Source organism: Algoriphagus sp. PAP.12 (genome assembly GCF_026652115.1).
Classification (GTDB): domain Bacteria; phylum Bacteroidota; class Bacteroidia; order Cytophagales; family Cyclobacteriaceae; genus Algoriphagus.
In genome coordinates this window covers 84,493-98,177 of the sequence record NZ_JAPPSQ010000002.1, presented here as the reverse complement: position 1 = coordinate 98,177, position 13,685 = coordinate 84,493, and the positions used below count along the sequence as shown (strand labels likewise).

Below are 13,685 nucleotides of genomic sequence, written 5' to 3'. Positions count from 1 at the left end.
ATTAAGTATTAACCTCACTCTCTTATTTCAAAGACTGAATCAATCTTTCATTCAGTCTTATATAGTCAGGATTGTTAGCAGATTCGGCCAATTTCATAGATTCTTCAGCTGAAGTTTTTGCATCGGTATTTTTACCTAAACTCGCTTCAATTTTAGCCTTCAGATGCATAGTCCAATACTTAGGATCCGATTCTACAGACTCGGAGATCCATTCATAAGCCTGATTGATGTCTTTTTGATTGGTGTAATAATAGTTTGCTGCTGCGTACAAAAGACTTGGATCGTGAGTTGGTTTATCAATTACCAATTCTTTGATCTGTCCCATGACAATGGGGTCTACTTCAGTAGAAATTTTGAATTCAACTCTCGTGTTTTCCCATTTCATTGAAAGATCTGCACTGTTGTCAGTCATATTATTGAAAGTGATTTCGAAAGTTTCATACTTTCTGCTCAGCTTATTTGGTTCCACTGAAAATCTTACGATATCCTCGTCAGGGGAATATCCAATTGAACCCCACAGGTCCGTGTTTTTGGAAAGGACAATTGTCCATTTTGATTTCTCAGGGATAGTATACAAAGCATACTTTCCTTTTGGGATCTGATTTCCATTTACTGATACATCTGTTGAAAAATCTAAGATGGTTGCAGAGTTTGCTCCAGTTCTCCATACAGCTCCAAAAGGAACCAGTTCACCGAAGATTTTTCGTCCTTTCATACTAGGGCGAGAGTACTCCACAGTTACATCTGTTAGCCCTACTTTTTGGGAAATCTTAGCCGCTGGTGATGCTTGAGGCATCTGAATTTGTTGCGCTACTAGATGTGAAGTGAATAAAATACTTAATAGAGAGATGGTTAAGAGTAATTTTCTCATCTTTGATATTGTTGAATAACTGTTTTATATAAAGCAAATTGGTGATTTTTATTTCAAAAAAGGAGCCAAAATCTGCTCTTTTTTGATCAATGGATAAATGTTTTTTTGCGGCATTTTCAAAGCTATTTAAGTTTTAAGAATTTTGCTCTATGAGTTTAGCGATCATTTGTCCTGGTAAGGACCCAGAAAGTTGGATCGATGCGATCCATTCACAAGACCCAACTATTGATATTCAGGTATACCCTAACATAGATAGACCTGAAGATGTAGAAGCTGCTGTGGTATGGCAACATCCAAAAGGTATATTAAGTGAGTTTCCTAATTTGAAATTGGTTAGTTCAATGGGAGCAGGTGTCGACCATATTTTAACAGATACTAGTATTCCAGAGCACCTTCCGATAGTACGCATAGTCGATGAGAAGCTGACATGGTCCATGACCAATTATGTGGTGATGGGAGTTTTGAATTTCCATAGACAGATTACCCGATATCAAAAGGACAAAACCCGTAAAGTCTGGGATATGAGTAATCCTGAAATTGAGGTGAAAGTAGGTGTGATGGGAGTCGGAGCTTTAGGATTTGATGTTTTGGAAAAATTAGACTTTATGGGTTTTCCTGTAGTTGGTTTAGGCTTTTCTGAAAAAACTGATTTTCCATATCCTTACTATCCAAAGTCGAGAATGGAGGAGTTTCTCAAAGAGGTCAATGTGGTTGTTTGTTTGATGCCGCTGACTCCCGATACTCAGGATATATTGAATTTGAATTTTTTTGAAAAGTGTAATCCAGGAACCTATTTGATCAATGTGGCAAGAGGTAAACATCTAGTTGAGGAGGATTTGCCAGTGGCATTTGACAAAGGATATTTGTCTGGAGCCTTACTGGATGTCTATAGGACTGAACCGTTGCCAGAAAATCATCCCTTTTGGAATCTTGAGAAATTGACTCTTACGCCCCATATAGCCAGTGTGACAAACCCCAGTGCTGCCGTTCCTCAAGTTTTGGATAACATTAAACGTGCAAAAGCTAACGAAGATTTGCAAAATCTCGTAGACCGTTCAAAAGGTTATTAACTTTTTAAACAGAATGAACCCAAATCACACCATCCTTTGTCCAACCGATTTTTCTGAATGTTCTCTGAATGCCATAGAGTATGCAGCAAAATTAGGAGAAAAATATCAGTCTCGTTTGATCCTGATTCATGTAGCCAATAAGGAAGACTATTTGAAACTTTCCCCAATGGATACCAATGGCTATTATCAAATGGACTTTTTGAAAGATAAGTTGAAGAGTCTTCAGAAAGCGATAGATAAAGAAAGTTTGGACAAAGGACTAAAGTCCTGCGAATGGGAAATTTTGGATGGTGATATAGTCAATGAAACACTTGAATTTGCACAAAAAGAGAATATAGATCTAATTATCGTGGGTACTGAAGGGATGAATGATCTTCGGAAAAATATAATCGGATCCCGCGCAAGTAGAATTGTAGAGAGATCAGATCGAGACGTGTTGGTGATTCCAAGAAAGGTCTTTTTCAAAAAGCCCAGAAAATTGGTGTACGCTACCGATTATATTGAAGAAGATAAAATTGCCGTACAGAAGGTGGTAGACTTTGCAGGATTTTTCAAATCTGAAATTGATATCGTTCATGCAAGTCCAGGAAATCGAGCAATTGATAAATCCTTGCATCAAGTGATGATTGAGGAAGTGAAGCCATTTATCAAATACCCTTTAGTGAATTTTGTCTTGAAGTCATTTCGGGATGATTTGGCTTTAGGTTTGGAAAATTATCTGCAAACTTCGAAAGGGGATATGCTTGTGACTTTGAGCGAAAAGAAGGACTTTTTTGAAAAAATATTCCACAAAAGTCTGTCAAAAAAAATGGCTTATTTCATCAATAAGCCATTGTGGGTCATCAAGTCATTGAATTAATTAAAGGGCTTCTTTAGAAAAGAGATAAATTCTTTTCTAGCATTTTTATCAAATAATACGGACTTCAAAGTTTTCAGAAAGTAACCAAAAGTCATACTCTCTTCTTGTTTTTCTTCAGGTTGAATAGGTTTCTTGATTTCTGAAGAAGTTTCTACTTGAGGTTCTAACTTGTTTGTACCTTCTGGTTTTGCGGTGGAAGGTTCATACCCAGTCAATTCATCAGCTTTTGAAAAGCTTTTTTTGGATTTGGCTTGGTATCCGAGTTTTTCTTCAACCAATCCCTTGTTATTATAAGCCACGGCATCTTCAGGATCCAATTCTATGGCTTTTTCATAATCTTCGATAGCGCCTTCCAAATCTCCAATTCGGTCTTTGAAAAAAGCTCTACTGGAATAGCGATAGGGGTTTTTAGGATCTAGATTGGCTGCTTGATCAAAGGCTGAAAGCGCCTCTTCATTCCTTTTCAATAAGTGAAGGATCACTGCCCTGTCAGAAATGTAATCTGTATTGTAAGGCTCCAGTCCAACAATGACGTCGAAGTCTTTCAAAGCCAACTCAGTTTCACCTAATCTAGAGCGAACTCTGCCGCGAAACAAATGAAACTGGGGCTTGGAATTCCCTTGTTTGATCAAATCATCAAAAACATCCAGCGCTTCCTGAAACTTTCCCTCTTTATATAATTCGATCCCTTTTTCGAAACTCATTTTCAATTCTTTGATATTAATACAAAGGTAAGACTCGAAAAGTTTAACCAAATAAACTTCTTTAGGTTTTTGCAGGCAATTGAAGAGTCCTGTTATCTTTATTGCTGGAATAATCACCAAGTATGCCACAGAATCCCACTACAGTACTTAAGGAATTAAAAGCCGGAAAATTTGCACCTATCTATTTTTTGGATGGTGAAGAGCCATTTTATGTAGACTTGATTACAGAGTTTGTAGAGAAAAATGCAATCGCAGAGCATGAACGGGGATTCAATCAGGTAGTCCTTTATGGGAAAGATTCCAATATGGGATTGATTCTGAACAATGCCAGGAAATTCCCGATGATGGCTGATAGGCAGGTGGTCATTGTCAAGGAAATGCAGAGTCTTCCTGATTTGGGGAAGGAAGATTCTCAAAAGCTTTTGATATCCTATCTGCAGAATCCTTTGCCAAGTACCATTTTGGTTTTGGCTCATAAGTATAAAAAACTGGATGGTCGGTCCGCTCTGTACAAGGAATTAGATAAAAGAGCGGTTTATGTACGCTCTGATAAGGTTTCTGATTACAAACTCAATGCTTGGATTGATGAATATTTCAAAGAAATGGGACATTCCATTGATCCAAGAGCATGTCAGTTATTAGCTGATTCCATTGGTAACAATCTGGAAGTTTTGACCAACGAGGTCGGGAAAATGTTGATCAATTTTCAAGGAGCTACTCAGGTCACTACAGAGCATATTTCCAAATACATCGGAATTAATAAAGAGTATAATAATTTCGAATTTTTAAAGGCAATTGGTTTTAGAGATGTGGGCAAGGCGAATAAAATTGTTCATCATTTTTCTCAAAATCCTAAAACCAATCCTGTTATACCGCTATTCTCTCTTTTGTATACATACTTCACGAGGATAGCATTAATTCATCAGGCTAGGGTTTATTCCGACAGTCAGGTGGCTAGTGTGATTGGTGTTCCACCATTTGTAGCCAAGGAATATGTGGCTGCGGCAAGAAATTATAAATTGGGCAAGGTAATTGAGGTGTTCAGATACATCAAAGAGGCAGACCTTCGTTTCAAAGGAGTAGACTCCGGGAGTTTGAGCGAATCAGAAAACCTCCGCGAGCTTGTGTATAAAATTTTACACTGAACCCCTAAACCAATTTATGAAATACCACCTGGTGCTTCTTGCAAGCCTGGGGATTTGTTTGGAGGTAAATGCGCAATCCACCGTTTACCAAAATAGTCCTCAGAGATCTTTAGATGAGCAGTTGGAGCTTTTTGATAAGCAACTCTTTTCTGCATCCTTAATAGATAATCAACAAATTCAATTACTTCCTCTGAGTTCAGAGCAGAGTAGGTCAGGAAAATTGCATGCAGCAATGTCTGCCTTGCAGTTGGAAAGCCCTGACGGACCTGGCCTGATGAAGTCTTATATCCTTGAAAATGGAAATCATCCTACCGTGGCAACCGCTGGTTTGTATATGGGGGATCATTTCTTTTACAAAAGGAATTACAAAGAGGCTTTGGAAGGATATGCCTTGGTTGATAGTGAAAAACTAGATACGGAGACCAAAGCAGATGTCTTATTCAAGCAAGGTTATGCTTATTTCCAGCTCAATGAATACGTAAAAGCGGCTCCATTTTTTGATCAGGCCAAAGGATTAGGACAGGCGATTAGCTATGATGCCTATTACTATTCAGGCTATATAGCATTAAAAGATGGGAATACGCAAAAGGCGATAGCGGATCTTCAAATTGCAGCTCAATCCAATTACTATTCAGGAAAAGTGCCTTATCTATTGGCGGCCATGTACTATCAACAGGGGAGCTATGAGGAATTGATTTCTTACGCGGAGCCTAAATTAACCAGTGGCCAAAGCTTGGATCGTAAAGAAATGATCCATTTGTATTTGGCGGAAGCTTACTTTGCAAAAAAGAATTTTGCAAAAGCAGCTGAGAATTATGATGCTTTTGTCAATGCAAGAAAAGGGGAGTTGACTAGGGAGCAAGTTTATAAAGGTGGTATCGCACAATTTGAAATTCAGAATTATCAAAGAGCTGCTGACTATTTGAAAGTCTCAGCTTCTTCAAGTGATGAATTGGGACAGGCTTCCAGCTATTATTTGGGACATGCCTATTTGAAATTGGATAACTTCCAATTTGCAAGTACTTCTTTCAAGGCAGCGGCGAATTCAGATTTCAATAAAGAAATTCAGGAAGAGGCGATTTTTAATTACGCCAAATCAAATCTTCAAAAGGGAAGTTTCCAGGCAGGGATCTCTGGTTTGGATGAATACATAGAAAAATACCCTGGTGGAAAATATAGATCAGAAGCAGAAACTTTGCTTTCAGAGGCTCTGATCAACACCTCAGATTACTTGAGAGCAATTGAGCAGATGGATAAAATCTCCAATAAGTCTCCAAGGATACGTGAGGCTTATCAAAAGGTAGCATTTTATCAGGCCATGGTTTATTTCCGTGATCAACGTTATCCTGGTGCTTTGGCCTATTTGGATAAATCATTGGCTTATCCAGTCAATAAAGATATGGTCTTGGAATCTCATTTCTGGAAAGGGGAGATCTATTCCGCTTCAGGAGATTTGAATGCTGCGGAGAAAAGTTATAAAACAGCCTTGGATATGGGTAGAACGACCTCAAGTGCCTATATCAATAAGAGTTTGTATGGTTTGGGATATGCCTATTTCAATTCTCAAAAATATCCACAGGCAGAACAACAATTCAAGAATTATTCAGATCGCATGAGAACTCGTAATGACAAGGAGAATTACGATGATGCCATGTTACGATTAGGAGATTGTTATTATGTGCAAAAGAGGTTCGGTGAAGCGGAAAGAGTTTTCCAAGAAGCTATCTCCGAGAGAAATACTGGTGTTGATTATGCCTATTTCCGATTAGCGGTAGTTCAAAACTTCCAGTCTAATAATAATGCCGCATTGGCAAATTTGGAGCGATTGATAGGTAATTATCCAAATTCTCTATACCTAGAAGATGCCATGTATCAGCGGGGTCAAATCTTCATGGAGGAGACTCGATATTCAGAAGCATCCAACAGCTTCAGTGATTTAATTGCTAAAAAGCCAAATAGTCCCTTTGTTCCATATGCTTTGGAAGGTAGAGCAGTAGCCAATTTCTCCATGCAAAATTATGATCAGACAGTGAGGGATTACAGAACTATCCTGGATCAGCACCCTAATTCTTCTTCCTCCGAGACGGCCTTAAAGGGTTTGCAAGAAACTTTGGCTTTGGAAGGAAGATCTGGAGAATTCTCAGGCTATTTGGAAAACTATAAGAACTCCAATCCAGGAGGAGGTTCTGTTCAATCTTTGGAATTTGAGGCAGCAAAAAGCCTTTATTTTGAAAAGAATTTTGCTCAATCGACTAGAGCATTTGAAAATTTCTTGAGAAGCTATCCTCAAACAGGTCAGAAAGCAGATGCACTTTATTTCTTGGGTGACTCCTATTTCCAACTGGGAGATAAGGATCAAGCTCTGGTTTCTTTCAAGCAATTGGAAAAAGAGCCTGCATCTCCTCAAAGAATTCGTGCCATGCATCGGATTGGATCTATTGAATTGGAAAAAGGGAATTATGCACAAGCAATTCCATATTTAGAGACATCAACTCAAAATGCAAGAAGCAAAGTTGAAGAAGCAGAAGCTTTAGAAGGCTTATTGTTGGCCTATTTCGAAACTCAGAAATACAACCAGGTAATCAGCACAGCAGAAAGATTGGAGACTTTGGACGGCATCTTACCTGAGTCCAAGCCTAAAGCTCTTTTGAATAAAGCTAAAGCTCAACTGGCATTAAATAGAAGAGATGCTGCAGAGGTGAGTTTGGCAATCTTGGTGGATGGATTTAAAACAGTCCAAGGTGCTGAAGGTCTCTATCTATTGGCTGAATCTTATAGTAATCAAGGAAATTTTGAACAGTCGAATGAGACTATTTTTGAGATGTCTGGACCATTTGCTGATTTCGGTTATTGGTATGGAAACATGTTCTTATTGCTAGCTGATAATTACCAGAAATTAGGTGAAGATTTCCAAGCTAAAGCTACTCTGGAATCGGTTGTGGAAAATGCGACGGATCCAGAAATCAAAGCTAAAGCTCAAGCTAAACTTCAATCTTTTAACTAAACCAAACCATGAAAAAGCTAAGCATATCAATTTGTATAGCCCTAGGATTGGGGTTTGGAGCAGAAGTAAAAGCTCAGATTCAGAATAGAGGAGAAGTTCAAGATCAGGAATTTGTCATCCGAAAAGATAGGGTGTTGACTTTGCCTGTTCAACCGAGGTTTTATGAAAAACTTCCCGTATTGCCTCAGCCAAAAGGGATGAGTGATTTCATCTATTCTATCAATTTTCATGAAATTAATTTGCCTCCAGTTCAATTGGAAGCAGAACCTGTGCAAAAGGTTTACAGACCTGAGCGAATGGATCTTTATCCTGGTTATTTGAAGGCTGGTTATGGTAATTTTGCTTCTCCGCTTTTGGAAGCAAGGATTATGGCAACCGAAGTGGTAGATTGGAATTACTCTATCGATTTGCAACATCAAAGTTTTGGAAAAGGGCCAGTTTTGGATGAACAGTCCAAAGAGTCTCACACTACTTTTGGAGGATCTGCAAGTTATTTTCTTGATCAAGTGGAAGTCTTTGGCGGACTTCGTTGGAATCAAGACTCATATGCATTCTATGGCATGGATACCACTGGATACAACAATCCATTAGTAGATTGGGCTGGAATTCCAGACAATGTTTTAAATACCATTAAAGTAGAAGGAGGAGTTAGGGATATTGAAAAGACGGGACCTTTCTCTTACGAGGCTAAATTGAATTACAGGAATTTCAAGGATAGTTATGCTGCCAAAGAAAGTGAGTTTGGTGTAAATGCCTTGGGAAAATTCAGACCTGCTGATGACTGGTTGGGTAAAGTTGGAGTAAGTTATTATTTCACCAATCCTGTTGGAGAAAATTTTGAAGAAAACAGAATGTTTCTAGCGATCAGACCTGAAGTAGGTTATAGCTATGAGGCTTTTCAGTTTAGTGCAGGATTAAATATTATCTCAGAAGATGATGAATTTGAAGGGAAATCAAGTGATTTTCACATTTTTCCAAATCTAAAAGCAAGCTATCAATTTGCTGAGGAGTTTGGATTCTTTGGTGAGTTTTCCGGAGATGTTCAGCGAAATACCTATTACAGTTTTGTGATGGAGAATCCTTATCTGGGTCCAGATCAACAATTGTTGAATACGGTCAATAATTACAAAATCGCAGGGGGTATCGAAGGTCAATTTCAGGGGAATTTCCACTACAAGGCAGGAATTGACTTAAGTCGTTACAATCAATATTATTTCTTTGTCAATTCTCAGTCTGATTCAGCAAGATTTGATATAGTTTATGATGAAAAAGTATCCGTTTATAACCTGAATGCAGAATTGGGATTCAAATTTTCTGATATCTATAGCCTAGGGTCAAGACTGGATATGTATCAATATGATTTGAGCCAGCAGGAAGCTGCATGGCATAGACCAACTTGGAAATTGGCAATTAATAATCAAGTAACTCCTGTTGAAGGATTGATTGTACAGGCTAATGTGATGGTCATGGGTGGCTTGAAAGCTAGGGGAGAGGTAATGGATCCTACCGATAGTTTTTATACTTCCCCAACAGTTGTGAATCTAAAAACCATTGCCGATTTACAATTGAAAGTAGATTATGGAATTACGGATAGGTTTGGAGTTTTTGCAGTTGGAAACAACCTAATGAATGGGCAAAATATGAGATGGAATAATTATCCGGTCCGTGGAGTACAATTGATTGGTGGAGCTTGGTTGAAATTCTAAAATTCCTTTGCCTTTCTATTCAAATCACTTAGTTTCGTAGCTATCTTTTTTCAGAAATGGCAGGAAAAAACGCTGAACAAAAATCTTGGACGAATCCGAATGACTACGGGCTTCCGTTTGTGGAAATCAAGCCCTTAAGTGATATAGGTAAAACTTCTGTTGAATCTGAAGTAGATAAAGCTCCAGATTCAGTTGAAAAGCCAAAATCAGCAGCTGAATTAAGATCTGAGGTTCAAGAGAAATTGACCTTGGCGGCAAAGCAGAAAATCCATTCTGAAAAAGTTGAAAAGCCGAAGGAGGTTGAAGAGCCTGAAGTAAAGCCGGCAGAAATTCCTGCAAGTCCTTTAATTGATGATAAGAAAGAGGACGTAGTCGAAGAAAAGACTCCTGTCATAGCAGAGAAAACTCCATCAACTGAGACGAAAGTAATCGAAAAGAAAAAGTCCAATTCTTGGATTGCTTACGCTGCAATAATAGCGTTGTTTTTAGTTGCTACAATCGTTTGGCAATTGATGAAGGAGGAACCTAATTCTTTGGGAGAACCAGTTGTTTCAGATGTGACTTTAGCTGAGAAAGAAACCAATGAAATTGCCCAAGAGAAAATAAAAAATACACCAACTGAAGAAATTCAAGTAACTGAAAATCAGGATTCTATTTCAAATTCCAATACTGTTTCCACACCAATTCAAGAAAGTACCGAAACTGGTACAACTATTGATCATAGTGGGGAAAGGTCTTTGACACGAATAGAAGGAAAAGAGGCAAGACCACAATATTTCATTGTGGTTGGGAGTTTGCCTAATGAGCGCCTTGCTATTCAAGAATCCAACCAGTATTATGATCGCGCAGAAGAACTCTTTTTGATTCTTCCTTATGAAGATGCGCCACATTATCGTCTTGCGTTAGGGAAGTTCACTTCCTTCACCAAGGCAAATGCTGAGTTGGAACAAATCAAAGATCAATACACAGAAGCACTTTGGATTTTGAAATATTAATATGATTCTTCTTCAAACCCTCTCAACAGACTCACTTTCAGCAGTAGACAGTCTAGGTATGGACGGCGCTGCCCAAAACATTGGCCTTTTGGACCTCCTAATCAAAGGCGGTTACATGATGGTTCCTCTGTATGCCTTGTTCATTTTGGCTATTTACATTTTCATCGAAAGGCTTTTAACACTTAAAAAAGCATCTACCACTTCCACCAATTTATTGGATCAGGTAAAAGTTTTGGTTTCCAGCGGTCAGATTGAAAAAGCAAAGATTCTTTGTGCTGGGGAAAAAACTCCAGTGGCTAATATGATCGCCAAAGGAATCGAAAGAATAGGTTCACCATTAAAGAATATTGAAGTTTCGATCGAAAATGTCGGTAAAATCGAAATTTACAAATTGGAAAAGAACCTCAATTTGTTGGCTACCGTATCAGGTGCTGCACCAATGATTGGTTTCTTGGGAACGGTCGCTGGTATGATTCAAGCATTTATTGCAATTGCTCAGGAAGAAGGAATGGTTTCTCCAAAGCTACTTTCTGAAGGTATATATGAAGCGATGATTACTACAGCTGCAGGATTGGTTGTGGGGATCTTGGCTTACTTGTGTTACAATTACTTGGTTACTCAGGTTTCCAAGTTGGTTCATAGTATGGAATATTCTTCCATCGAGTTTATCGAATTGTTACAAGAGAAATAAGATGGCACTTCAGTCAAAAAATAAAGTAGAAACAGCATTTAGCATGTCTTCGATGACAGATATTATCTTTCTGTTGTTGATATTCTTTATGTTGACCTCTTCATTTATTACTCCTTCGGGCTTACCGGTAAACTTGCCTTCAAGCGAGACTTCTGATATAGCCATGCAGGAAGTGACGGTTTCTGTAACCAAAGACCTTCGCTATGCCGTTAATGATAGAGTAGTGTCTAGAGATCAGATTAAATCTGAACTGACTGCTTTGTTGCAGGATAAAAAAGGACAGGTGGTTCTTCATATTGATAAGGAGGTACCTGTTGAGTACCTTGTAGAGATAGGTGGTATTGCCGCTGGTTTGGAAGCAAATGTTTCCATCGCAACAAAACCGTTTTGATATGGAATTTTGGGATGCCGATAAAGTAGAAAATCAAAATAGAAAGCGTTCAGGCCTGATCACATTGTTGATCAATGTGCTTTTGCTGATTGCCTTTTACTTTATTGTGGTTTGGAAACAACCCATTCCACCCCTTCCTACGTTCGGTTTGGAATTAAATTTGGGATTTACACCGACAGGGTCTGGTGATGTGAGTTCTCCAACTCCTCCTTCTGAAACTATGACCCCAGTCAAAGAAGCCGCAGCTCCTGGAGAAATTGCTCCTAAAGTGGTTGAAAAGTCCACTCCAAAACCAAGTCCCAAAACTGAAACAGCAAAGCCAAAAGCCAATCCGCAGCATGCTGTTAATCAAGCTGTAACTACTAAGCCATCTCCAATTAAAGGGGAAGAAAAGGCTACTGAGAATACCAAAAAGCCAGAACCTACCAAAACGGAACCTGCAAAAGCAGTTACGACTCCAGCTGAATCTAAATCAGAAGAAACTGTCCAGAAAGCACCTGAGCAACCTAAAATTAATAATAAGGCTTTGATGGGAGCTGGAGGAACCAAAGGAACCGGAACCAATCCATCTTCTGGTGGTGCTCAAGGTACATCCACTGAAAAAGGAGATGCTGGTGATCCTAAGGGAACTATTGAAGGCAAAGCTTTAATGGGGAAAGGATCTGGGCAAGGTACCAATTCAGGGTCAGGATATAGTTTGGATTTGGCTGGATGGGATTTTGCATCAAGACCTAATATCAATGACCGTGTTTCTACAAGAAATGGTCGGATAGTTTTTAAAATCACTGTGGATGACTCCGGTAGAGTAGTACAGGCAGTTCCATTGGAATACAATGTTTCTAATGATGTCTTGGCTTACTATCGCCAGGTTGTCAATCAGATTTCTTTCAAAAAACAGGGAGGAGCTGTTGCAGACTTTTCCTCTGGGAAAATCACATTCATTATTAAGGTTGATTAATTCATGACCTATCAGGAGACTCTGGACTACCTGTTCAATGCCCTTCCCATGTTTCAGAGGGTCGGTGCCAGTGCATTCAAAAAGGATTTAAGCAATACCATCTCTCTGTGTAATCATCTAGGTAATCCTGAGAAAAAATTCAAGTCTGTTCATGTCGCAGGTACCAATGGAAAAGGAAGTTCTTCTCATTCCATTGCTTCAGTATTACAGGCTGCAGGATTCAAAACCGGGCTTTATACATCTCCTCATTTGAAGTCTTTCACTGAAAGGATTCGGATCAATGGGTTGGAAATTCCTGAGGATGCGGTTGTGGAATTCGTTGAAGAGAATAAATCATTTCTGGAGGAATTGAAGCCAAGTTTCTTTGAAATGACGGTAGGATTGGCTTTTTGGTATTTTGCCAAAGAAGAGGTTGACATTGCTGTAGTAGAAGTTGGAATGGGTGGTAGATTGGACAGTACTAATGTGCTCATGCCTGAAGTCTCCTTGATTACCAATATCGGAATGGATCATGTCCAATTCCTTGGCGACACTTTAGCTGCAATAGCCGGAGAAAAAGCAGGAATCATCAAAAGAAATATTCCTGTGGTGATCAGTAAAACTCAAGAGGAGACTACTCCAGTTTTTGTTCAAGTCTCTGAAGAATTAGATGCTCCCATCACTTTTGCCGATCAAAAATGGAAGGTTGAAAAAGTGAAAGAAAATGAAGGGAAAGCCCTTTATAATGTGATCTCTTCTGATGTCAAGCAAGAATTGGAATTTGACCTATTGGGAAATTACCAGAAGTTCAATTTACCGGGAATCCTGGAAACCGTCGTTCAATTGAAAGCCAAAAGCTGGGATATTTCTTCAGAAGCAATCAAGACTGGCTTGTCAAATGTTACAAAGAGCACCGGCCTTAAAGGAAGGTGGCAGGTTCTTTCTAGATCCCCTTTAACTATTTGTGATACAGGTCATAATGAAGCTGGTATTCAAGAGATTTTAAGCCAATTGGAAAGTTATCCATTTGATAAATTATGGATGGTCTTAGGGATGGTTCAAGACAAAGACATTTCAAAAATCCTTCAATTACTTCCCAAGACTGCTTCCTATGTTTTTTGTCAAGCCAATCTTCCAAGGGCAATGAAGGCAGATGAGTTATTAGAAAAGGCCAAATCAATTGGTCTAGAGGGAGTTTCAGTGACAGATGTAAATGAAGCTTTAAACTTTGCCAGAAAAAAAGCCGGTTCGAATGACTTGATATTTGTGGGAGGCAGTACTTTTGTGGTCGCAGAAATCGAAGAACTGTAAA

General features: G+C 38.9%; 12 protein-coding genes. 10 read left to right on the top strand and 2 right to left on the bottom strand.

Annotated elements, in window-relative coordinates:
- Positions 1 to 22: 22 nt before the first annotated feature.
- Positions 23 to 871 (bottom strand): DUF2911 domain-containing protein, encoded by an 849-nt coding sequence (locus O0V13_RS03870; protein WP_268033675.1) that lies wholly within the window; start codon positions 869 to 871, stop codon positions 23 to 25.
- Positions 872 to 1,020: 149 nt separating this feature from the next.
- Between O0V13_RS03870 and O0V13_RS03865 the strand changes: the two genes are divergently transcribed.
- Both O0V13_RS03865 and O0V13_RS03860 read left to right on the top strand, forming a co-directional pair.
- Entirely contained in the window at positions 1,021 to 1,941 is a 921-nt protein-coding gene (locus O0V13_RS03865) for a 2-hydroxyacid dehydrogenase (RefSeq protein ID WP_268033674.1), read from the top strand.
- 13 nt (positions 1,942 to 1,954) lie between these two features.
- A complete protein-coding gene (locus O0V13_RS03860) occupies positions 1,955 to 2,800 on the top strand; it encodes a universal stress protein (protein WP_268033673.1) in 846 nt (281 codons plus the stop codon).
- On the opposite strand, the gene O0V13_RS03855 is transcribed toward O0V13_RS03860, so the two are convergent.
- Positions 2,797 to 3,504 (bottom strand): tetratricopeptide repeat protein, encoded by a 708-nt coding sequence (locus O0V13_RS03855; RefSeq protein ID WP_268033672.1) that lies wholly within the window; start codon positions 3,502 to 3,504, stop codon positions 2,797 to 2,799. The genes O0V13_RS03860 and O0V13_RS03855 overlap by 4 nt on opposite strands.
- A 122-nt stretch (positions 3,505 to 3,626) precedes the next feature.
- Between O0V13_RS03855 and holA the strand changes: the two genes are divergently transcribed.
- Genes holA through O0V13_RS03815 form a run of 8 tightly spaced genes read left to right on the top strand, consistent with a single transcriptional unit; the run spans position 3,627 to position 13,684 of the window.
- Positions 3,627 to 4,649, top strand: coding sequence for a DNA polymerase III subunit delta (gene holA, locus O0V13_RS03850; protein ID WP_268033671.1), 1,023 nt, complete (start codon positions 3,627 to 3,629; stop codon positions 4,647 to 4,649).
- A 16-nt stretch (positions 4,650 to 4,665) separates the two neighbouring features.
- Positions 4,666 to 7,653: a tetratricopeptide repeat protein gene (locus O0V13_RS03845; protein ID WP_268033670.1), complete on the top strand. Its 2,988-nt coding sequence runs from the start codon at positions 4,666 to 4,668 to the stop codon at positions 7,651 to 7,653.
- 8 nt (positions 7,654 to 7,661) lie between these two features.
- Positions 7,662 to 9,359: a TonB-dependent receptor gene (locus tag O0V13_RS03840; protein ID WP_268033669.1), complete on the top strand. Its 1,698-nt coding sequence runs from the start codon at positions 7,662 to 7,664 to the stop codon at positions 9,357 to 9,359.
- A 56-nt stretch (positions 9,360 to 9,415) separates the two neighbouring features.
- A complete protein-coding gene (locus O0V13_RS03835) occupies positions 9,416 to 10,354 on the top strand; it encodes a hypothetical protein (RefSeq protein WP_268033668.1) in 939 nt (312 codons plus the stop codon).
- Position 10,355: 1 nt separating this feature from the next.
- A complete protein-coding gene (locus tag O0V13_RS03830) occupies positions 10,356 to 11,045 on the top strand; it encodes a MotA/TolQ/ExbB proton channel family protein (RefSeq protein ID WP_073570387.1) in 690 nt (229 codons plus the stop codon).
- A gap of 1 nt (position 11,046) precedes the next feature.
- A complete protein-coding gene (locus O0V13_RS03825; RefSeq protein ID WP_073570386.1) occupies positions 11,047 to 11,436 on the top strand; it encodes an ExbD/TolR family protein in 390 nt (129 codons plus the stop codon).
- A gap of 1 nt (position 11,437) precedes the next feature.
- The gene (locus O0V13_RS03820; protein WP_268033667.1) at positions 11,438 to 12,394 is read left to right on the top strand and encodes an energy transducer TonB; all 957 of its coding nucleotides are present in this window, start codon (positions 11,438 to 11,440) and stop codon (positions 12,392 to 12,394) included.
- Between the two features lie 3 nt (positions 12,395 to 12,397).
- Positions 12,398 to 13,684 (top strand): bifunctional folylpolyglutamate synthase/dihydrofolate synthase, encoded by a 1,287-nt coding sequence (locus O0V13_RS03815; RefSeq protein WP_268033666.1) that lies wholly within the window; start codon positions 12,398 to 12,400, stop codon positions 13,682 to 13,684.
- The last annotated feature ends 1 nt before the right edge of the window (position 13,685 follow it).

What these genes read in the sequence shown, in the direction of transcription:
- O0V13_RS03870 (WP_268033675.1), bottom strand. Translation starts at nt 871, where the DNA reads ATGAGAAAATTACTCTTAACCATCTCTCTATTAAGTATTTTATTCACT.
- O0V13_RS03865 (WP_268033674.1), top strand. Translation starts at nt 1,021, where the DNA reads ATGAGTTTAGCGATCATTTGTCCTGGTAAGGACCCAGAAAGTTGGATC.
- O0V13_RS03860 (WP_268033673.1), top strand. Translation starts at nt 1,955, where the DNA reads ATGAACCCAAATCACACCATCCTTTGTCCAACCGATTTTTCTGAATGT.
- O0V13_RS03855 (WP_268033672.1), bottom strand. Translation starts at nt 3,504, where the DNA reads ATGAGTTTCGAAAAAGGGATCGAATTATATAAAGAGGGAAAGTTTCAG.
- holA (WP_268033671.1), top strand. Translation starts at nt 3,627, where the DNA reads ATGCCACAGAATCCCACTACAGTACTTAAGGAATTAAAAGCCGGAAAA.
- O0V13_RS03845 (WP_268033670.1), top strand. Translation starts at nt 4,666, where the DNA reads ATGAAATACCACCTGGTGCTTCTTGCAAGCCTGGGGATTTGTTTGGAG.
- O0V13_RS03840 (WP_268033669.1), top strand. Translation starts at nt 7,662, where the DNA reads ATGAAAAAGCTAAGCATATCAATTTGTATAGCCCTAGGATTGGGGTTT.
- O0V13_RS03835 (WP_268033668.1), top strand. Translation starts at nt 9,416, where the DNA reads ATGGCAGGAAAAAACGCTGAACAAAAATCTTGGACGAATCCGAATGAC.
- O0V13_RS03830 (WP_073570387.1), top strand. Translation starts at nt 10,356, where the DNA reads ATGATTCTTCTTCAAACCCTCTCAACAGACTCACTTTCAGCAGTAGAC.
- O0V13_RS03825 (WP_073570386.1), top strand. Translation starts at nt 11,047, where the DNA reads ATGGCACTTCAGTCAAAAAATAAAGTAGAAACAGCATTTAGCATGTCT.
- O0V13_RS03820 (WP_268033667.1), top strand. Translation starts at nt 11,438, where the DNA reads ATGGAATTTTGGGATGCCGATAAAGTAGAAAATCAAAATAGAAAGCGT.
- O0V13_RS03815 (WP_268033666.1), top strand. Translation starts at nt 12,398, where the DNA reads ATGACCTATCAGGAGACTCTGGACTACCTGTTCAATGCCCTTCCCATG.